This is a genomic window from Streptomyces sp. TRM68416, from assembly GCF_014596915.1.
GTDB lineage: Bacteria > Actinomycetota > Actinomycetes > Streptomycetales > Streptomycetaceae > Streptomyces.
This window is the reverse complement of record NZ_JACVWU010000005.1, coordinates 212591-234643: the sequence shown is the minus strand read 5'-3', so window position 1 is coordinate 234643 and position 22053 is coordinate 212591. Positions and strand designations below refer to the sequence as shown.

At 69.2% G+C, this 22053-nt stretch carries 11 protein-coding genes and 1 pseudogene; 7 read left to right on the top strand and 5 right to left on the bottom strand.

What is annotated here, in order from left to right; translation table 11 throughout:
• Positions 1–31: 31 nt before the first annotated feature.
• The gene (locus ICC28_RS10845; protein WP_188288247.1) at positions 32–1477 is read left to right on the top strand and encodes a PspC domain-containing protein; all 1446 of its coding nucleotides are present in this window, start codon (positions 32–34) and stop codon (positions 1475–1477) included.
• The gene (locus ICC28_RS10840; RefSeq protein WP_188288246.1) at positions 1464–1721 is read left to right on the top strand and encodes a hypothetical protein; all 258 of its coding nucleotides are present in this window, start codon (positions 1464–1466) and stop codon (positions 1719–1721) included. Before ICC28_RS10845 ends, ICC28_RS10840 begins: the two co-directional genes overlap by 14 nt.
• Before the next feature lie 29 nt (positions 1722–1750).
• Here the strand turns inward: ICC28_RS10840 and ICC28_RS10835 are convergent, their stop codons facing one another.
• Both ICC28_RS10835 and ICC28_RS10830 read right to left on the bottom strand, forming a co-directional pair.
• Positions 1751–2281, bottom strand: a complete 531-nt coding sequence (locus ICC28_RS10835) for a DoxX family protein (protein ID WP_188288245.1) — start codon at positions 2279–2281, stop codon at positions 1751–1753.
• Between the two features lie 291 nt (positions 2282–2572).
• Positions 2573–3856, bottom strand: a complete 1284-nt coding sequence (locus tag ICC28_RS10830; protein ID WP_188288244.1) for a hypothetical protein — start codon at positions 3854–3856, stop codon at positions 2573–2575.
• Between the two features lie 166 nt (positions 3857–4022).
• Between ICC28_RS10830 and ICC28_RS10825 the strand changes: the two genes are divergently transcribed.
• The gene (locus tag ICC28_RS10825; RefSeq protein WP_188288243.1) at positions 4023–4910 is read left to right on the top strand and encodes a DUF4429 domain-containing protein; all 888 of its coding nucleotides are present in this window, start codon (positions 4023–4025) and stop codon (positions 4908–4910) included.
• Between the two features lie 8 nt (positions 4911–4918).
• Here the strand turns inward: ICC28_RS10825 and ICC28_RS10820 are convergent, their stop codons facing one another.
• Complete coding sequence (locus tag ICC28_RS10820; protein ID WP_188288242.1) at positions 4919–5713, bottom strand: class II aldolase/adducin family protein; 795 nt, start codon at positions 5711–5713, stop codon at positions 4919–4921.
• Between the two features lie 196 nt (positions 5714–5909).
• On the opposite strand from ICC28_RS10820, the gene ICC28_RS10815 reads away from it, so the two are divergent.
• On the top strand, positions 5910–6521 hold the full coding sequence (locus ICC28_RS10815; RefSeq protein ID WP_188288241.1) for a hypothetical protein: 612 nt from the start codon (positions 5910–5912) through the stop codon (positions 6519–6521).
• Between the two features lie 51 nt (positions 6522–6572).
• The gene (locus tag ICC28_RS10810; protein WP_188288240.1) at positions 6573–7046 is read left to right on the top strand and encodes a pyridoxamine 5'-phosphate oxidase family protein; all 474 of its coding nucleotides are present in this window, start codon (positions 6573–6575) and stop codon (positions 7044–7046) included.
• 3 nt (positions 7047–7049) lie between these two features.
• Here the strand turns inward: ICC28_RS10810 and guaA are convergent, their stop codons facing one another.
• Positions 7050–8624 carry a glutamine-hydrolyzing GMP synthase gene (guaA, locus tag ICC28_RS10805; protein WP_188288239.1) on the bottom strand — a complete coding sequence of 525 codons (1575 nt, stop codon included), beginning with the start codon at positions 8622–8624 and terminating at the stop codon, positions 7050–7052.
• A 312-nt stretch (positions 8625–8936) separates the two neighbouring features.
• Here guaA and ICC28_RS10800 point away from each other — a divergent pair.
• Positions 8937–9227: pseudogene (locus ICC28_RS10800) on the top strand (chorismate mutase); the annotation flags it as partial.
• A 726-nt stretch (positions 9228–9953) separates the two neighbouring features.
• Here the strand turns inward: ICC28_RS10800 and ICC28_RS10795 are convergent.
• Entirely contained in the window at positions 9954–11108 is a 1155-nt protein-coding gene (locus ICC28_RS10795; RefSeq protein WP_188288237.1) for an LPXTG cell wall anchor domain-containing protein, read from the bottom strand.
• A gap of 305 nt (positions 11109–11413) precedes the next feature.
• Between ICC28_RS10795 and ICC28_RS10790 the strand changes: the two genes are divergently transcribed.
• Positions 11414–22048, top strand: coding sequence for a LamG-like jellyroll fold domain-containing protein (locus tag ICC28_RS10790; RefSeq protein WP_317453992.1), 10635 nt, complete (start codon positions 11414–11416; stop codon positions 22046–22048).
• Positions 22049–22053: the final 5 nt, after the last annotated feature.

The following is a 22053-nucleotide window of genomic DNA, read 5'->3' as shown; positions in this document are numbered from 1 at the left end:
GCCGGGGCCCCGCGGCCGTCACCATGGAGCCATGACAGATCACGAGCGCGCCGCGACGGGTCCGGGACCCGGCTCCGGCCCGCGCCCCGCTCCGGGCGCCGGGCCGCAGGATGCCGCGCCCGCCGCGGATGCCGCACCCGACGCGGCCGAGGCCTCGCGGGTGCGCGGGCAGGCGGGCGCGCAGGAAGAGGGGAGGGGCGCCGAGCCGCCCCACCGGTTCCGGCGCGACCGGCGGTACAAGATGCTCGCCGGGGTCTGCGCCGGACTCGGACGGCAGTGCGACATGGATCCGGTGATCTTCCGGATCACGCTCACCGTCCTCTCCGCGACCGGCGGCCTCGGCCTCATCTTCTACGGTTTCGCCTGGCTCTTCGTCCCGTACGAGGACGACGAGCAGAACGAGGTGCGCAGACTGCTGACCGGCCGTGTCGACGGCCAGGCGCTGACGGCCGTGCTGTTCGCGCTGGTCGGCTGCGGCGTCTTCCTGACCATGCTGAACAACGGCGGGGTGCTGAGCTTCGCCGTCATACTCTCCCTGCTCCTCGCCGGCGCCGGATACTGGTCGCGGCAGCGCGGCGGAGCCGATCCCGACCCGCTCGCCGCGCAGGCCGTCGCCGACGCCCCGCCGGAGGCCCAGGCGCCCCCGTCCCCCGCCGCCTACCCCTCCTGGTGGCGCGACCCCATCGTCAAGGACGGCACCCACGACGGTGGCACCGGCTATCTCTGGGGCCCCCGGGACTCCCGCGACCGTGACATCGCCGCCGCCATCAACATCAGCCGCGGCGCCTACGGCGGCGACCGCGAGACCGTGCGCACCCGCCACCCCCAGCCGTCGAGGCCGCGCGGCCCCCGCTGGATCGGCGGCTGGCTCTTCCTGCTCGCCCTGTGCGCGGGCGCGCTCGGCACCGGCCTCACCTGGGAGACGCATCCGCTCGGCACCAGTCTGCAGACCGGACTGGCCTGCGCCCTGATGGTCCTCGGCGCGGGCATCGCGGTCAGCGCGTTCCTGGGGCGGACGGGGGTCGGGTCGGTCTTCCTGGCCGTCGTCACCGCGGGGCTGCTGGCGGCGTCGGCCGCGCTCCCCAAGAACATCGGCACCGAGTGGATACGCACGACCTGGGAGCCGGCGACCGTGTCGGCCGTCCAGCCGCAGTACGACCTCGGCACCGGCGTCGGCACCCTGGACCTGAGCCGGCTGGACATCGCCGCGGGGCAGACGGTGCGGACGAGCGCCGACGTGGGCCTCGGGCAGCTGAAGGTGATCGTGCCGCGGAACGTGACGGTGAAGGTGAACATCGACGTGGGCATCGGAGACATCCAGTTGCCGGGCGACGACAAAGAGGACGTGGACGTGGCACCGGACAAGGAGGAGAAGGTGACGCTGCCACCGGCGAAGGGCACCAAGCCCGGAGGCACGCTCGACCTCGACCTCGACGTCGGCGTGGGACAGGCGGAGGTGAGCCGTGCTACGTCATGAGTTCCAGCCCGGACGGCTGGTGGGCGGCGCCTTCCTCTTCCTCGCCGGTGGCCTCTACGCCGGTGACGCGGGTGACCTCTGGGAGACGCCGTGGTTCGCGGTGATCCCGCTCGTCACGGCGGGCCTGGGGCTGGCGGCGGCGACCGCGCTGGTGGCACGCGGGATACGCCGACGGCGCCGGGCGGACCGTACGGGGGCGGGCGCGGAGACGGACGGGGTGGGGGCGACGCCGACGGCGCGCTGAGGGCCGGGGAGCCGGGCCCGCTGCATGCCCTAGCGATAGCCTCCCGCTCGCTGTCGGCGCCGGGCACGGAGCATGGCGTCCACGGAGAGATAGGGGGCGCCCGCGAGGACCAGCGGGAGCCAGGCCATCAGGTAGGCGAGATCATTTCCGTAGTAGTACGGCTCCGCGGCCCAGCTCACCGTCAGCCACAGGCTGAGGGAGATCAGGGCGCCGCCGAGGGCGGCCAGGCGGGCGAAGAGGCCCAGGAGGGTGCCGATGCCCACGGCCAGTTCGCCGAGGGCGATGGCGTAGCCGAAGGCGACGGGGTTGTCGAGGGCGGTGTCGACCATGCTCGGGAAGGCGGCGGAGTCGCGGACGGCGCGCATCATGTCGCCGATGGAGCCGGAGCCGGAGTCCTTCATGAAGGCGCTGTCGGTGAGTTTGTCCAGGGCGGCGTAGATGAAGGTGACGCCGAGGAAGACGCGGAGGGGGAGGAGGGCGTAGTGGGTGGCGGTGTCGCGCCAGTCGCGGGCGCCGTCCGGGTAGGGGGAGTGGGTGTCCGTACGGAAGCCGTGAGTCATCGTTGCTAGCCGCCTCTCGTGCGTGCCGGGACGTGACCCCTCGGGAGACGATACGTACACCGTCGTGGGTCCGCTCATTCCTGACCCGACCAGTTTCTCCGCGTTGACGGTTTTTCGCCCCCGCCGCCCCTGCCCGTCCCTCCCCCACTCTCGGCTTCGCTCGAGCGGGGGGACCCCCATCCAGGGGCTCCGCCCCTTCGACCCCGCCAGGGGGCTCCGCCCCCTGCTCCCCCGTTCGGCCTGAACGGCCTCGCCCTCAAACGCCGGACGGGCTGGCTGTTGCCGCCCTCGTCACTCCGTCACGTCGATCGCGTACCGCCCTGTCTCCACTCCCGCCGCCGTGACGACCTGGACCTCCACCCGGCCCGGTTCCACGTCTGCGGGGACGGGGACGGTCAGGACGGTGTCGGTGGGGTTGTTGAAGCCGCCGGGGACGGGGATCAGGGGGACGTGGACGTTGACGGGGCCGATGCGGACGACCATGCGGGCGAGGCGGGCGGCGGTGTCCGCGCCCGGGGGGACGAATCCGGCGCCGCGGATCTCGATGTCGTCGCCGGTGCGGATGGGGCCGTCGAGGTCGCCGGCCTCGCGGGCGCGGACGACGGAGAGAATCACCGGACGGCCGCCCTCGGCGTACTTGCCGGCCAGGTAGGTGGCGGAGGAGATCAGTACGAGCACCGCGAGCCCCCAGGGGAGGTCGGGCAGTTGGTCCGGGCGCCGGGACAGCCGTACCGCGGCGAACAGCAGGGCGACGGCGCTGATCACGACGTACTGGATGTCGGCGAAGGTGCCGCGGCCCGCGTCGTCCGTGAGGAGATCGGCCGCGCGGGGGCGGTCCGCGCGTACCTTCTGCAGGCGTTGGCCGAGGACACGCAGGCCGACCACGCGCCGGACCAGGACCGCGATGGCGCACACCACGGCGAGGACCGTCACCACACCGGCGCCGCGGGCGAGTTCGAAGCCGGAGATCAGCCGGTCGCGTTCCGCGTGGTCGGAGGCGGCGGCCAGGCGGCCCACCAGCACCAGCGCCGCGAAGGCGACGAACAGCACCCAGGCCGCCGCCACCGCGCGCGAGGTGGACAGGCGGTTGTCCTCGCCGATGACGGGGGCCAGGACGCCGCCGCGGGCCCGGTGGAACCAGGAGGCGGCGGTCAGGGCCGCGGCCGTGACCAGCGCGGCGAGCAGTCCCGCCGTACGGGCGCTCGTCCAGCCCGCGCCGATCGCGGTGAGCGACTGGACGAGGAGGAGCAGGACGACCAGGGCCCAGACCGTGCACGCGGTGCGGCGCCACAGGCGGGCCAGCCAGGCCTCGCCCTCGGCGCGGCCGCGTTCGGCGACGAGTTCGGCGGACTGGGTCAGCTCCTCGGAGACCCACTGGCGGGAGGCCGACGCCGAGTGGGCGACCGCGGCAGGCAGCCCCTGCCCGGCGGCGAACTCGTCCCGTTTCAGCAGGAATTCGGCGACGGCCCGTCGGTGTCCCTCACGTGCCCCGTGCGGACAGTCCCCGCAGGTGCAGGCACCTTTGTGCCCACCCGCACCCGCGTCCGTGCCCTGTCTCGCTTCCTGCACCGCCACGTCAGATGCCCGCCTTCCCCGCGTTCCGTGTCACCGCAACTCCCCCGCGACGACAGCGAATTGTGCCCTACGCCGAGGAGGACGCGCCCGGCAGCCCCGGTCCCCGGAGGCCCCCGTAGGGGTGAGATCCCGACCGCCGTGTTGACCCGGCTGCGAGAATTTCCTTATGGCCGAGATCATCCAGCGCGACGGGACCTGGGCCTTCGACGGCACCACGGTCAGGATCACGCCGGGCCTGCACCGATCCGTGCCGCTGTTCCGGCAGACGTACGGGGAGATCACGGTGCCGCTGGAGGCCGTGGCCGGCGTCGCCTTCGAGCCGGAACGCAAGCGCGGGCGGCTCCGGATGCGGCTGCGGGAGGGCGCCGACCCGCTCCTCCAGGCGACCGGCGGCCGGCTTCCGGACGCGGCCGATCCGTACCGGCTGACGGTGGACATCGACCGCGCGGGAGTCGCCGAGTACGTCGCCGAGGAGATCCGTCACGCCCTGCTGCTGGACCAGATTCCCAAGGAGCCCACCAAGGGCTACCTCCTGCCGGGCCCGCCCGTCCCGGTCTCCGTCCGTTCCTCCGACGGCACGGTCTCCTTCGACGGGACGCAGGTGCGGATCGACTGGTCGGACACCTCCGACCGGGTCAAGCGGGCCACCGGTCCGCGCATCGTCAACATCGCGGACGTCGTCCAGATCGAGTGGCTGCCCAACTCCGGTTACGAGGACGGCTTCCTGCGCTTCGTGACCCGTGACACCGCGTTCACCAAACTGCCGCCGGAGAAGGACCCGTACGCCCTCGATCTGTGGGGCAGCGCCCGCCGCGATCTGCTGACCGCGCTCGTCGCCACCGCGGTCACCGCCCGCCTGCCGCACCCCTCCACCCGCACGGGTGTCGACTACGCCGACCGCCCGCCCCGGCTCACGGCCGCCGTGCCGCCGCCGGCCGACCACCACGACGTACTCCTGCGCAGGCTGCGGGAGTTGGGCGAGCTGCACCGCGACGGGGTGCTGACGGACGAGGAGTTCGCGATGACGAAAGCGGCGGTGCTCAGGGGCTTCTAGGCTCCCCGCTAGCTCAGCAGGTCCGGCTCGCTGCGGCTGATGTCCTGCCACAACGGCTGGTAGTTGATCCAGGCCACCAGGTCCCCGCCCAACTGCTCCCGGGTGGCCACCGCCGCCCGGTGGTCGATCAGGATCGGCCGCCCGGCCGCCTTCGCCGTGAGCTGCACCTGGCAGGAGCGTTCCAGGGACAGGAACCACCAGGCCGCCGCGTCCACCGAGTCCCCCACGGTCAGCAGGCCGTGGTTGCGCAGCACGAGCGCCTTGCGGGAGCCGAGCGCGGCGGCGATACGGCGGCCCTCCTCGGCGTCGACGGCGACGCCGCTGTAGGCGTCGTAGAGGGCGATGTCCTCGTAGAAGGCGCAGCTCTCCTGGGTGATGGGGTCCAGCAGCTCGCCGAGGGCGGAGAGGGCGCGGCCGTGCACGGAGTGGCAGTGGGCGACCGCGACGGCGTCGGGGCGGGCGGCGTGGACCTGGGCGTGCACGGTGAAGGCCGCCTGGTTGACGTGGTAGCGGCCGTCGACGACCTGGCCCTCGGAGTTGGCGAGCACCAGGTCGCTCACGGTGACGTGCTTGAAGGGCATCCCGAACGGGTTGACCCAGAAGCAGTCGGAGAACTCCGGGTCGCGGGCGGTGATGTGCCCGGAGACCCCGTCCTCGAATCCGAACCGCCCGAAGATCCGCAGCGCGCCCGCGAGCCGTTCCTTGCGGTGCCGGCGCTCGTCCTCGACCGACTCGTGCATCGGCGGCATCGCGAACCGGAGCCGGTCGGTGGGCAGCGGGTGGGGCGGAGTGGGCCCATGCATGTGTCCTGTGTCCTCCTGCACCGGTTTCCTTGACAAGGCGGAAGTTACCGCCGGTCGGAGCAGAAGGGCAGGGCCGAGGATCGTGCGTGCAACTGTCGGGGGAGTTCGCGGGTCTACTGCACGGAATCGGACACCGAGCGTCCGGTTCCGGCCGGCACGGCCGGCACAGCCAGCACGACCAGCACCGGAGCCCCCTTTGAGCATCGACCGCCACCTCAAGCCCCTCATGCGCCAGATCGCGGCGCAGGACGAGATCGAGATCGCCCACCCCGGCGACCCGGAGACGGCCGCCGCGCTCGTCTACGTCGCCGAGTGCTACGGCTTCCGGTACGCGGGCCTGAGCCTGGTCGGCAAGCACAAGGCCCTGTACGTTCGCCTGACCCGCGACCCCGACCCGGCGGCACGGCAGCGGGCGGCGGCCAACGTGGCCGCGTTCCCGGACCCGGGCAAGGACCGCCCGGTGCCGGGCATGTACCTGGGCTCGCTGCAGCCCGTACCGGAGACACAGCCGCAGGTCGACCTGCTCCTCACGCTCATCCGCTACGACATGACCCTCGCCACCGCGAACCGCAGGCAGCTGCTCACCATGGCCTGGGGCTCCGCGGCCATGTTCCTGCTGCTGGCCCCGCTGACCGGCAAGTACCTCGTCCTGCTCCCGCTCGCCGTCCTGGTGCCGCTGTTCCTGCTGGGCGCGCTGCGGCTCAACGCGGCCAAGCGCGCGAAGCTGGCCGCGCGGCTGACCGCGGCCGGGTGGATACCGGTCCGGGACGCGGAGGGCGTGGAGAGGTTCGTACGCCCGGCGGCGTAGAACCCCGAATACCGGACAGAAGGCGTCGGGTATCCGCGTAACACTCGTCGTATGACGCACAACTGGGCAGCCTTCACCAGCGCCGAACCCGAACTCGCGAAGACCGTCGAGGACCGGTTCGGCGCGTTCACCCACCACGTCCTCGCCACCCTCCGCAAGGACGGCTCCCCGCGCACCACCGGCCTGGAGGTGCGGTTCCTCGAGGGTGAGCTCTGGTTCGGGATGATGCCGGACTCGCTCAAGGCGCTCGACCTGCGGCGCGACCCGCGCTTCGCGCTCCAGGCGAACCCGGGCGAAGGCCAGTCCATGGGCGGCGGGGACGTGCGGATCAGCGGACGGGCGATCGAGGTCACCGACCCGCGGGAGAAGGCCGGATACAGCGAAGAGGTGGAACCGCCGGAGCCGTTCCACCTCTTCCGCACCGAGCTGACGGAGGTCGTCAGGACCTACGTCGAGGACGACAAGTACCTCGTCCTGAACGTCTGGAAGCCCGGTGAGCCGGTACGCGTGATCAAGCGCACCTAGCGACTACTCCCACTCGATCGTGCCCGGCGGCTTCGACGTCACGTCGAGGACGACCCGGTTGACGTCACGGACCTCGTTCGTGATCCGGGTCGAGATCTTCGCGAGGACCTCGTACGGCAGACGGGACCAGTCGGCCGTCATGGCGTCCTCGGAGGAGACCGGGCGCAGCACGATCGGGTGGCCGTAGGTACGGCCGTCGCCCTGGACACCGACGCTGCGGACGTCCGCGAGCAGGACCACCGGGCACTGCCAGATGTCGCGGTCGAGACCGGCCGCGGTCAGCTCCTCGCGGGCGATGGCGTCGGCGTCGCGGAGCAGGTCGAGCCGCTCCTTGGTGACCTCGCCGACGATACGGATGCCGAGGCCGGGGCCGGGGAACGGCTGGCGCTGGACGATCTCCTCGGGCAGGCCGAGCTCCTGGCCGACCATCCGGACCTCGTCCTTGAACAGCTTGCGCAGCGGCTCGACGAGCTGGAACTCGAGGTCCTCGGGGAGGCCGCCCACGTTGTGGTGGGACTTGATGTTGGCCGTGCCGGTGCCGCCGCCGGACTCGACGACGTCCGGGTAGAGCGTGCCCTGGACGAGGAACTCCACCGCCGGGCCCTCGTCGGCGATGATCTCGGCCTGCGCCTGCTCGAAGACCCGGATGAACTCCCGGCCGATGATCTTCCGCTTCTCCTCGGGGTCCGAGACCCCCTTCAGCGCGGTCAGGAAGCGCTCCTCCGCGTCGACGACGACCAGCTTCACGCCGGTCGCGGCCACGAAGTCCTTCTCGACCTGCTCGGTCTCGCCCTTGCGCATCAGGCCGTGGTCGACGTACACGCAGGTCAGCTGGTCGCCGATGGCACGGGCGACCAGCGCGGCGGCCACCGCGGAGTCCACGCCGCCGGACAGGCCGCAGATGGCGCGCTTGTCGCCGACCTGCTCGCGGATGAGGGCGACCTGCTCCTCGATCACGTTGCCGGTGGTCCAGTCGGGCTTCAGGCCCGCGCCCCGGTACAGGAAGTGCTCCAGCACCTGCTGGCCGTGCGTGGAGTGCATGACCTCGGGGTGGTACTGGACGCCGTAGAGCTTCTTCTCGTCGTTCTCGAAGGCGGCGACCGGGACGACGTCCGTGGAGGCCGTCACGGCGAAGCCCTCGGGGGCGGCGGAGCAGGCGTCGCCGTGCGACATCCACACGTGCTGCTCGGCCGGGGTGCCCTCGAAGAGGGTGGAGGACGACTTGGAGACGTGCAGGTCGGTACGGCCGTACTCACGGGCGCCGGTGTTGTCGACGGTGCCGCCGAGGGCCTGCGCCATCAGCTGGAAGCCGTAGCACATGCCGAAGACGGGGACGCCGGCCTCGAAGAGCGCGCGGTCCAGGCGCGGGGCGCCCTCCTCGTAGACGGACGAGGGGCCGCCGGAGAGGATGATCGCCGCCGGGTTCTTGGCGAGCATCTCCTCGACCGGCATGGTGCTCGGCACGATCTCGCTGTAGACCCGGGCCTCGCGGACGCGTCGGGCGATGAGCTGGGCGTACTGCGCGCCGAAGTCGACGACCAGGACGGTGTCGGGGGCGGCTGGGGTCGCTGGTGACACGGGTTGCCTTCCGGCGGCTTGAAAAGGGCTGTGCCACCGATTCTAACGGGGCCGGGGTGAGTGACTCCCGTCGCAGGACGCCCGTGGGCGTCTCAGGATGCGAACCGGCTTGGACGCCTCGGCGGGGCGCGGCATACTGGCCCCATGCTCACGCACCCGACCTTCCTCTTTACCTATGGCATCCGGCCCACCGGCTGCCATGGTCGTGCTGCTTGAGCCACTGACAAGCGACTTCCCAGGCGCCCCGGGCCGACAAGGCCCGGGGCGCCTGCCGTTTCCGGGCCGTGTCGCTCCGGGACCCCTTCCTCCAAGGAGCCCCAGATGACTGCCCTCGACGTGACCGGCGCCCGTACCTCCGAGGCCGCCGACGTGATCACCGGCGCCCGTGAGCGCATCGACTCGCTCGACGACCGGATCATCGGCCTGATCCAGGAACGGATGGCGGTCTCGGCCGTCATCCAGGAGGCCCGGATCACCTCCGGCGGCCGGCGGGTGAACCTCGCCCGCGAGATGGAGGTCCTCGGCCACTACAGGGACGCGCTGGGCAAGCCGGGCACCGCACTGGCGATGACGCTGCTGGAGCTGTGCCGCGGAAAGATCTGAGCGGACGGAGTTGGGCGCCCGGATCTGAAACGGCGTTCCGTGGACGTACGTGCGCATGCCCTCTCACCCGTACGGCGCGTGACCGCCCGCGGGGGGCTTCGTTGGTCCCGGTGTCCGTGCCAGCCAGGGGCGGGCCCGACAGAACCACGCGTGGCTCGCTGGAGCGATGAGGCGTACGGATCGTGCCGTGCGCCGTGGGACCTCGCTCCAGACCGGTGACCGGACGGCAGGGGACAGCAGCCCGGTCGCCACAAGAGAACGGTCGGCTCCGGGGACGCCCGGGGCCGACCGGCGGAAATGCACAAGAGACGGACTATACCGGGTCAAACGGTTGCGCAGGTCCCGGCAATCCAGCACGATGCCCAGAACCTCCAGGTCCTTCAGCGGACAACTGCATTGCCTCGCCTTCGCCACCTCACCGCCAGAGGTCGACACCTTCCGCGCGCCCCCGCCGCGCCGGAGCGCCGACCGGGCGCACAGGGCGGCGACCACGAAAGGCGGGCGCCACGAAGCCAGCGGCGCAACCCCCCGGCGCCGCTCCCAGGCACCGGCGCAGCCCTGACGCCGGTGCTGACGAAAGAAGGGCCCCGCGGCTCGACTCCCGCGGGGCCCTTCGACGTGGTCCGGCAACAGGCGTGGCTCCGCACAGGAGGAGGACCTGCACCCCCCTCCGAGCGCAGGTCCTCCTCCTGTGCGCGCGAACCGATCGCGCGATGATGCCGTGGCTTACGCCTCGGCACCTGCCTTGCGGCGCTTCATGGCGAAAATGACACCGGCACCGGCGAGAACAGCGACACCGCCGATGGTCGCGATGACCGGCAGGTTGGAGTCCGAGCCGGTCTCCGCGAGGCTGCCCGTCACGGGCTGCTCACTGACGCCGCCCTGCGGCTTCTTCGGAGACTCGTTCGCGGGCTTCTCCGCACCGGGCTTGGCCTCGCCCGGGTCCTCGTTCGACGTACCGGCGGGCAGGACGTCGAAGAACCAGCCGTCGCCCCAGTTCTCGGCGATGCAGTCCTCACCGTTGATGTTGTCGACGTACGCACCGGTGCCGAAGTGGTACGCCTCGCCGGCCGGGGCGTCCTTGTGGATATTCACCCGGAGGTCGATCTTGTTGAAGTCGTTGGGCTTCAACGTGTCGGTGCCCCAGAAGTAGCCACCGGCCAGGCCGTTCGCGTCCTCGATGCTCTCCCACGACTGCGTCGTCGGGTTAAGGAACTGAAGGTCCGCGTACTGGCTGAGATCCGGCTTCCAGTCATCCGAGTACTTGGTGCTCTCGACCTCCGCGTAGAACGCGACGTCCTTGAGCGTGACATCGGAGGTGTTCGTGACCTTCAGGGAGAAGGAGTGCCAGCCACTGCCCGCCACGATCTTGCCGGGCAGGGCGCCGACCTCGATCTGCAGCGCCTTCTCGGCGAAGTCCTCGTCGAGTTCCTCGCAGAACGGAGGAGCCTCGTCCTCGCCGGGAGTGGTCTCGTCGGCGTCGCCGTCTCCCTCTTCACCGGAGCCGGTGCCGTCGCCGCCGTCGCCCTCCCCGGTTCCGGTGCCGTCACCGGTCTCGGTGCCGTCACCGGCGGAGTCCTCGTCCTCGCCGCTCTCGGTGCCGTCGCCTGCGGTGTTCCCGTCCTCGCCGGTCGCGCTGTCATCACCCGTGCCGGACTCACCGTCGGCGGCTTCCTCGCCGGCCGTGGCCTCCTCGCCGGTGCCGGTCTCGGTGCCGTCGCCCGTCTCGGTGGTGCCCGCCTCGGGATCGCCATCGCCGGTTGTCATGGTCGAGGCCGTCGCGTCGCCGTCCGCGGCGTACGCGAGCGGCGCCGCCATAAGAGCGGCGGGGGCTATGGCTGCCGTGACTGCGGCCGCGGCCAGAACGCGGCGAAGCTTCATGAAGACCTCAAGGAGTCGGGCGGTCCGCGACGCGGCGGCACGCGATGTTCAGGAGGCCTCCGCGTGAGGGGCGCGGCTGTGGCCCTTGGTACGCCTGGTTTGATCCGCGACGACTGCGAATGGTTGTGCTCGCACTAACAGAACTTTTACGTGCCCTGCGTCACATGCCGGGACATCCTGATCATCCCGAGATGCCACGTGAGCATCACCACATTCGCTCGATGGCCCCCTGTGAAGACCTTGTACATCTTCAAAGATCACCTTATGAATCTCCTCTCTTGTTCACTCAAAGCCGGGGGGATTCCGTGCGTCCCGCACGTCCGTTTGTCGTTGCCGTCGCCTTCACTCTCGCCACCCTGGCCGGCACCGAGCAGGCCGCGCTGGCCGCCGATCAGTGGGGCCGCGGCACCTCTGGCAAGAACGAGCACGCTCCCGACCAGAGCTGGGGTTCAGCAGCCGGCCGCCGCCACACCGCCCCGGCCGATGCCACGGACGCGTCCGCCAAGGGCGGCCACAACGGCCCCCTGACCGGACGCGGTGAGCTCCCCGCCGAGGGCGACTCGGGAATCACCCGGCTGAACGGCGAACCCAAGTTGCCCGAACCGGGGCCGGTGACAGAGACACAGGCACCCGAAACGGCAGCCCTCGAAGGCTTCGACACCAAGCGCAGCAAGGAACTGCCCCGGCAGCGCGAAGAACGGCAACGGACCTACCAGAACCCGGACGGCACCTACACCACCCGCTTCTACGCCGAGCCGGTCAACTTCCGTACCAAGGACGGCAGCTGGAAGTCCATCGACAGCACCCTGGTCAGCCGGGACGACATCGGCCCAAGCACGATGAGCGTCGGCGACGAGGGCTGGGAGACCCGTTCCACCGAGTCGCGTATCGAGTTCGCGGGGTCGGCTGATGCCGATTCCGTGGTGCGCATCGAGGTCGGCGACGGTCTGTCGATCGGTTACGGCGTCGAGGGGGCGAGCGCCGTCGCGGGCCAGGTCGACGGCAGCAAGGTGACTTACCCGGGCGTACGTCCGTCCTCTGACCTCGAATTCCTCGCAGGCAGTGACTCGGTCAAGGAGATCCTGGTCCTCACGGATGCCTCCGCACCCACTGAGTGGCGCTTCCCGCTGAACCTGGAGGGGCTGACCGCCCGCCTCGACGACCACGGCGGAGTGGAGTTCACCGACGCCGACGGCGCGACGCGAGCCTGGACTCCGGCCGGATGGATGCAGGACTCGAACTTCGCCCCCGACTCCAACGAGGGCGTGATCTCGTCCGGCGTCACCTACAGCCTGGTCGAGGAGGACGGCCGCCAGGTCCTGGTGGTCAAGCTCGACAAGGAGTGGCTGACTGCCCCCGAGCGCGTGTACCCCGTCCGTGTCGACCCCGCCGTCAAGTCCTTCGACTCCACGTCCGGCACATACGTCGAGTACCCGTACAACCAGAACTTCGCCTCGGATACCGTCCTGAAGGTCGGCACCTACGACGGCGGCAGTCACAAGGCCGCGGCCTTCCTCCGGTTCACCGGTGTGGAGAGCACGCTGAAGAACGCCTGGGTGATCAACGCCAACCTGGCCCTGTACAACACATGGTCGCAGTCGTGCACCGCGCGACCGGTGACCGTGCATCCGATCACCTCAAGCTGGTCGGAGTCCACGACCTCCAAGTACCCAGGACCAGCGACCGGTTCATCGCTCGCGTCGAAGAGCTTCGCTCACGGCTGGCGCCCGGCGGGCACCGAGTCCTGGTCGTGCGGACCGGCCTGGGAGAGCATCAAGCTCGGCTCGGCAGGCCGCAAGCTGGTCGACGACTGGACACACGGCCGGAAGACAAACTACGGCCTCGCAGTGAAGGCCTCCACCACCGACTCCAAGAGCTGGAAGCAGTTCGGCTCCGACGACTACCCGAACGGCAAGCCCAGCCTGGACATCACCTGGACCAAGTACGGCGCAACCTACAAGCTCGGCGACTTCACCGCGCCGGTGACGGCCACCACCGAGGGCGTCGAGAAGGTCACCATCACAAACCAGGGACGGGACACCTGGCCCGCGGGCGGCAACTACAAGCTGCGCTACAACCTGTTCGACGCCTCCGGCAAGGAGATCACCGACGGCTCAAAGATCGTGTACACGGAGATGCCAGAAGCCGTCTCGCCCGGCGAGACCGTGACCGTGAACGCGAGAATCGCTCCGCTGACACCCGCTACGTACACGGTGCAGTGGACGATGACCAACTACGGGGAGATCCGCTTCACGACCGCGGGCGTCCCCGGGCCTGCCGTGAAGATCTCGTCGGTGAACATCCCGCCGCAGTTGACGGCCGAACGGCCCGGCAGTGGCGTCACCGTGGACTCACTCACCCCCACTCTGTGGGCGAAGGGCGCGGACGCGGACCGTTACCCGAAGTCGGCACTGGAGTACACCTTCGAGATCTGCGAGGTCGAGGGCAGCAACCTGCGCGAGAACTGCCGGAAGGGAACCCGCAGCAGCGAGCAGCAGTGGGCGGTGCCGTCCGGCTGGTTGGCATGGGGTAAGTCGTACGCCTGGTACGCCTACGCCTACGACGGCGACAAGTCCTCGGCCCGCCCCGGCCCGGCCCTGCTGACCACGCAGGTGCCGCAGCCGACCGTGACCGGTCATCTCGGCGGCGCGGACGACGGCGGGGAGTTCGGTGCCCGCGCGGGCAACTACGTCACCGCCGCGACCGATGCGGCGATCTCCACTGTCGGCCCAGAGCTTGCGATTACTCGTACCTACAACTCCCTCGATCCACGTCAGGACGGAGCCTTCGGCGCCGGCTGGTCGACGCGCTGGGACATGCGTCTGCGCGAGGAGCCCGACACGCGGACAGTGCTGGTGACGCTCGCAGACGGCTCGCAGGTGCGGTTCGGGCGCAACCCGGACGGCACCTACACCGGACCACCGGGCGGTTCCCTCAGCCTTGTCCGGCAGGCCGGGGAGGGCTGGACCCTGCGGGAGCGTTCAGGTGCGACATACGACTTCATGTACATGGGAGTCCTGTCCCGGATCAGTGATGCTGCCGGCCGCACCCAGTCGGTCAAACACGAGTCGGAGGACGGCGGTCCGATCACGAAGGTGACCGACGATCTCTCGGGCCGCTCGCTGAACTTCGACTGGACCGGCGACCACGTAACCGCGGTGACCACCAGCGCCGTGGACGCGAGCAGTCCTGGCCTGACCTGGTCGTACGCCTATGACGGCAACCGGCTCACCCAGGTGTGTCCGCCTTCGCCGAGAACCAAATGCACGGACTACGAGTACGGCGACGGCTCGACCTACCGCAGTGGCGTGCTGGACTCCGCCCCAACGTCGTACTGGCGCCTGGGCGAGAGCGAAGGCGCTGCCGCGGTCAGTGAAGCCGCCTCGAACACCGGGCTCAACGAGGCCGTCTACCGTGACGTCCAGCTCGGCACCGCCTCCGCGATATCCGGCACCACGGACACCTCCGTCGGCTTCGACGGCACGGACTCCGTGATCGAACTGCCTGCGGACACGCTGAGGGCCGTAGCCTTCCCAGCCGTCGAGCTGTGGTTCAGGACGAGCACACCGTCCGGTGTCCTCCTCGCGTTCCAGAACGCCGAGGTGGGCGACAAGCCCAGCTCATGGCGGACCGCGCTGAACATCGACGGCGACGGCAAGCTTCGCGGGCAGTTCTACACGGCCGCGGCGTCCGGGGTCTCGCCCATCGTGTCGCCCCAGGCTGTGACCGACGGCCAGTGGCACCACGCGGTGCTGTCCGCAGGTGCCACCGCCCAGACCCTCTATCTCGACGGTGTCAAGGTCGGGTCGCTGAGCGGCACTCCCGTCGAGCAGGCACGCGACTACGCCTACCTGGGCGGCGGCTACGGCAGCTCCGGCTGGATGGGAGTGCCAGCGAACACGTACCACTTCAAGGGACAGATGGACGAAGTCGCCGTCTACCACCACCCGCTGGACGCCGCGACGGTCGCCGAGCACTATGCCGCGCGGGCCGTGACCGGCCAGATGACCAGGGTCACTCTGCCTTCCGGCCGGGTACACGCGACCGCGGCCTACGACCCGGCCAGCGGGCGCCTGACCCAGCACACGGACGAGAACGGCGGCACGTGGAAGGTCTCGGCGCCCTCGTATTCGACCGCCTCCTCCTCGTACGAGGACACAATCCAGCGCAGCAACCCGACCGGCTACTGGCGGCTGGGCGAGCACGGCGGCGCCGTTGCCACGAGCCCGCTGGGCGAGAACCTGGACGGCGCGTACCTGAACGAGGTGCGGCTGGGCGGCACGGGCATCTTCGCCGACGGCGACGACACGGCTGCCACGTTCACCGGCGACGGGGCAGTTGAGGTACCGGCCGAGTCGCTGGGCACACAGACGGCCATGTCACTGGAGTTGTGGTTCAGGACGAGCGAGCCCGGAGGCGTGCTGATCGCCAACCAGAACACGGAGTTCGGTGAGACGCCGGCGGGCTGGCGGCCGATGCTGCTCGTCGACTCGGACGGGAAACTGCGGGGGAAGCTCACGCCCAGCGCGAACAGCATCCGGTCGAAGGAAACGGTCACCGACGGCAAGTGGCATCACGTGGTGCTCACGGGCAATGAGGGTATTCAAGCACTCTTTGTAGACGGCAGTGTGCAAGGGACATCGAGCCACGGAGTCGACACCACACGTCACGCCCATGTACTCATCGGTGGCGGTTATGCCTCTTCAGGCTGGGACGGGCAGTCGGCCGGATATCGCAACTTCACAGGTCAGATCGACGAAGTCGCCTTCTACGACAGGGCCCTGGTGACATTCCGTAAGGTCACCAACTCGTCGGGTGAACAAATTTGGTTCTACGCACCCTTCAGCAACTTCCCCGGTTACACAGACACCCTTAATCGTCACATTCAGGCACGTAAGGCTCTGGTCCAAGGCACGGGAGACCAGTACAGGAGAGTGGCAGTCGCGGATGCGCCCGCCGCGTACTGGCGACTTGGCGAGAGCAAGGGACCAGCCTTGCGCAGCGAGGTCGGCGGTCTTGGAATGAGCGCGACCTTCGAGAGCAACAACGACGTTGTCGTCAATTCCCGGCTGGATCAAGTCGGTGTCTTCGGTACTGGCGACAACCGCGGGGTACGACTCAGCAACGGTGGTCACGTCGCGATACCCGGCTCCATCCCCTCCGGCAGCACCGACCTCTCTGCCGAGATGTGGTTCCGGACCACCGAAGCGTCAGCCGTACTGCTGAGCTTCCAGAATGCCCCCCTGGGCGAGACTCCCACCTCTTGGCGTCCTGTCCTGAACATCGACGGCGACGGCAAGCTCCGCGGCGAGTTCTATCTCTCCGGCGCTTCCGGGGCCACCCCCATCATCTCGCCGCAGCCCGTGAACGACGGCGAGTGGCACCACATCGTCCTCTCGGCCGCCGAAACCACCCAGTCCCTGTACCTGGACGGCGCCAAGGTCGGCTCACTGAGCGGCACTGTCACCGAGCAGTCGCGCCCCTACGCCTACATCGGCGGCGGCTACGGCAGCTCCGGCTGGATGGGGCTGCCCGCGGACACCTACTACTTCAACGGCGACATCGACGAAGTCGCCCTCTACCGCAAGCCGCTGAGCGCCGAACAGGTCTCCGCCCACTACCGGGCCCAGGCCGAGAACGCAGCATCGGGCCTCACCGCGACGATCACCGTGACCGACCCCAAGCTGAAGACCAGCAAGTCGAGTTACGACGTACTGCGCGGCCAGCGTGTCGTATCCCGTACGGACACGACCGGCGCGACAACGAGCTACGCCTACGACAACGCAGGTCATCTCCACACCGTCACCGACCCCAACGGGCACTCCACCGTCACCGGTCACGACGCGCGTGGCAACACCGTGTCCACCACGACCTGCCGGGACGCCGACTCGTGCTGGACGAGTTTCAGCAGCTACTACCTCAACGAGAGCGATCCCCTCGACCCGCGCAACGACAAGCAGCTGACCTACCGCGACCAGAGGTCGAGTGACTACCGGGACGACCGCTACCGCGTCGCCTACACCTACAACAGCCTGGGCCTGCCCCTGAGCACGGTCCGTCCGGACAACACCACGGCCTGGACCACGTACACCGAGGGCACCGAGACCGCGGTCGGCGGCGGCTCCACCCCACCCGGCCTCGTGGCGACGCAGACCACACCGGGGGGTGCGAAGACCTCGTACGCCTATTACGCCAACGGCGACCTGGCCCAAGTGACCTCTCCGTCCGGCCTGGTCACGAAGTACACGTACGACGGACTCGGCCGCAAGAAGTCCGAAACCCAGGTCTCCGACACGTTCCCGGAAGGTGTCGGCACCGCCTACACCTACGACAACGCCTCCCACGTCGTCACCGAAACCGGCGCCTCCGTGAAGAACGAGATCACCGGCACCACCCACACCGGAAAGATCACCCGCGACTACGACGAGGACGGCAACCTGCTGTCCGAGACGACAACGGACACCACCGGAGGCGACACCCCCCGCACCACTACGTTCCACTACAACGCGTACGGCCTGAACGACAGCGTCACCGACGCCGAGCAGAACACGACCCTTCTCGAACACGACGAGTTGGGCCGCGTCAGCGGCATGACCGATCCGGCCGGTACGCACTTCACGTACACCTACACGGCCCGCGGCCAGCACGCCACTACGGTGCTGGACGACTGGACGGGCGATCCCTCCGGCGGCGTCCGGGATCTGACAGTCGTGTCCAACGCCTACGACCCGGCCGGCCGCCTGGCGTCGACCACCGACGCGATGGGCGCCACCACGGCGTACACCTACTTCGACGACGGGCTCCCGGCCACCACCACCGCCAAGCAGGTCACGCAGGCCGACGGCACGAAGCACGACATCGTCCTGGAGTCCAACACCTATGACCCGGCAGGGCACCTGACCAAGCAGGTCACCGGCGGTGGCAGCACCACGCAGACGTTCACCGTGGACCCACTGGGCCGTACCGAAACCAGCATCCTGGATCCCGGTGGCCTGAATCGCACCACCACCCTCGCCTATGACCCCGATGACCGCGTGAAGCTGCAGACGCAGTCCATCTCGGCCGACAAGAAGCTCAGGACGTCCTCGGAGTACGACTCGGCAGGCAACATCAGGAGGCAGACCGTCACCGACGGCACGTCCGCTCACACGACCACGCATACCTACGACGATCGCGGCCTGATGCTGACCTCGGTCAGCCCTCGCGGCAACGACACGGACGCCGATGCGGCCGCCTACACCTCGGCTTACCGGTACGACGCGCTGGGCCGTTTGGTGCAGCAGACCGACCCGGCAGTGCAGGCGGAGGAAGGCGGGAACGCCGCCACAACGGTCAAGCCCACCACCATCACCGGTTACAACACCTTCGGGGAGGCCACCGAGGTCAAGGACGCCCGTGGCAAAGTGACCCGCACTGAGGTCGACCGCCTCGGCCGTACCACCGCGGTCACCCTCCCCGGCTACACCCCGCCGGGCGCAACCACCGCCCTGACGGCCACGACCCACACCGCCTACGACAAACTCGGTCTGCCGTCGACCGTCACCGACCCGCTGGGTCGCGTCACGCGCTACGGCTACGACCAGTTCGGCCAGTTGACCAGCCGGACGGACCCGGTGGCCGACGCAGCCGCAGCCCTGGCCGCGCTGGAGACCGGCCCGGACCTGATCGTCGGCCCGACCGTGAGTGCCGAGGGCGGCGGTGTCACCACCTACGCGTGGACCCCGACGGGCCTGCAGCTCTCCGTCACCGACCCGACAGGCGCCCGCACGGAGGCGACGTACGACGAACTCGGCAGGCAGCTCACCGCGACCACCGTGGAGCGGTACCCGACTCTGCAGAACCTGACCAGCCGCTACACCTGGGACGACGCGAGCAACCAGACCGCGTCGACGACACCGGTCGGCAACACCACGACCGGAACGTACAACCCGGCAGGTGAGTTGGAGGCGCTGGCCAACGCGTACGGCACCACCCGGTTCGCCTACGACGGCCTCGGCCGCCGTACGGAGACCACCGACGCGACGAACCGTCGGACCACCACCACGTACAACGCCCTGGGCCAGGGCACTGCCGTCACCGAGTACGGCACCGGCACGACTCCGCTGCGCACGACGACAGCCGAATTCGATGCAGAGGGCAATCGCATCACCACGACGTCCCCGGAGACCAAGGCGCGCACCAGCTACATCTACGACGCTCTCGGCCGAGTGACCGAGCAGGTCGAACCGACCTCGGCCACCGAGTCGATCACGACGACCTTCGGCTACGACGCGTCGGGCAACCGAACCCGCATGACGGACGGCCGGGGCAACAAGACCGTCTACACCTTCACCAGCTGGGGCCTCCCCGAGTCGACGATCGAACCGTCCACGACCGCCCACCCGGACAGAGCCGACCGCACCTGGACAACGGTGTACGACAAGGCCGGCCAGCCCGTGACGGAACTCCTGCCGGGCGGGGTCGAGCGAGAGCGTACGTACAACGGCCTCGGCCTCCTGGTCAACGAGAGGGGCGCCGGCGCGGAGGCTGCCACGACCGACCGCACGCTGGCGTACGACCTGGCCGGCCGCCTCACCGCGACCGGCACGGCCGAAGCGCTGACGCAGAACACCTACACCTACAACGACCGTGGCCAGCTTCTGACGGCAGAAGGCCCCGGTGGCCAGTCGAGCTACAGCTACAACGCCGACGGCAACATGACCAAGCGGGTGACGACGGCCGGAACGACCTATTACGGCTATGACAGTGCCGGCCGCATCGACTGGGCGGCGGACTCCATCACCGACACGGACGTCTGGTACGACTTCGACGCCGCCGGCCGCCCGCGCCTGGATCAGTACGCCAACAAGCCCGAAGGTGCCACGTCCTTCATCGTCACGGCCAAGCGCGCGTACACCTACGACGACCTCGGCCGTCTGAAGGCCGACAGCGTCAAGAGCCCCGACGGCACCACCACAGTCGCGTCCACGACGTATGGCTACGACCTGGACGACAACCTGACGTCGAAGACGACGACGGGCACGGCCGGAGCCGGGGACAACACCTACGGCTACGACCACGCGGGCCGCCTGGTCTCCTGGACCGACAAGAACGACACCACGACGACGTACGCGTGGGACGCGGCGGGCAACCGCACGCGGGCCGGTTCGACGACTGCGACGTTCGACGCCCGCAACCGCCAGCTGACGGACGCCTCCACCACGTACACCTACACCCCGCGCGGCACGCTGGCATCGGCCGCCGCCGGCACCGGCAGCGCGCGCACGCTGTCCTTCGACGCGTTCGAACGCAAAATCACCGACGGCAACGCGTCATACACCTACGACTCCCTGGACCGTGTCCAGACCCGAGGCACGACCACCTTCACCTACGACGGAGGCTCCAACAACCTCACGGACGACGGCACCACGGCCTACAACCGCACCCCGGACGGAAGCCTGCTGTCCCTGACAGACGGCACCACCGGCCAGTGGGCCCTGACCGACCAGCACACCGACTTGGTCGCCGGCCTCTCCGCATACGCCACCCAAGTCACCGGCTCCACCGCCTACGACCCCTTCGGCACCGAAACCGCCACCACCGGCACCACCCCCGCCGTCGGCTACCAGTCCGGCTGGACCGACCCGGAGTCGGGCGACGTCAACATGGCGGCCCGCTGGTACCAGCCCGGCACGGGCGCTTTCAACTCGCGCGACACCTGGCAACTCGATCCCGTGCCCTCGGGACAGGCCAACCGCTACAGCTACGGCAGCGGCAGGGCCCTCAACGGCACCGATCCCAACGGCCACTGTTTCGGACCGGTACTCGTGGTGTGCGTCGGCGGTCTGCTCAGCGACACCGCGATAGTGGGATCACTTGGGCTCGCTGGGTACTCCTCATGGCAGCTGGGCAACTCCTCATGGAGCTTCGGCAGCTCGGGCAGCCTGACGACCGGGCACTACTACACCGAGACGAACGCGCTGTCCCAGTCGTACGCCGCCAGTCAGGCCAGCGCCATCGCAGCGCAGGCCAACAATTTCGCATGGGGTGGAAGCTCCGCACTCGTCTCCACCGCGAGCGGCGCAGGTACTGGCGCCTGCACCAGCTACTGCAGCAGCAACACTCTGACGCTCGCGCAGCCCCGGGTGATCGCCCCGCCCAAACCTCCTATTGACCAGAACCCCAACAACGGCACGAACCCTCAACCCGCACCCGCCCGCCCGACGCCCAAGCCCGACTGGGACCCCAACAGTGGGAAATGGGACCCAAGCGACGGGGTCGGCCTGGTCATCAGCGCGCTCAAGATGCTCGACCTCGCCGACAACGAGCAGTACACGCCCAACGAACTGCTTGAGACGCTGCCAGCACCGGTCAACGAATCGGGCGGAAAGAACGGCGGACGTGACCGCACGGACGAGAAGTGTGACGATGGTCCCGGAGTAAGCCCCACTGGCCACGCTGTTTACATGCCACGCGAGCGCTACTACGACAAATTCGAGAAGCGCTACGAATGCCGAGCAACGGGTGTGTACGGTCTGCTCGATCGGAGCGACTACAACAAGGGCCGAAAGGCACCAGGAACGAATACGAACAGCTCCACGCAGCCTCCGGGGATGAGGGAGATCAAGAAGCAGGGACACGAAGCCGCCAATGGCCACCTGATTCCCGCCGCTGCAAGTGGCTCTGGAATCGACTTGAGGAATCTCGTAGCAGAGTACAAGGAGACCAACACCCCCTACCTCAACCACGGCGTGGAGAAAGAAATTAGGGATGCCATCAAGTCAGGCAAACACCTGGCGATCTCCGTAGTCCCGCGCTACGGCAACAGCGGCAGCGGCATCCCAACCGAGATCGAGTACAACTACGGGACCCTGGAAGAGGGCAAGATGAAGCATTGCGTGATCACTCAGTCGCCTACAGGTGGGACCACCCGTGGCAGCAAAGACTGCCCGAGGAGGTGACAGGG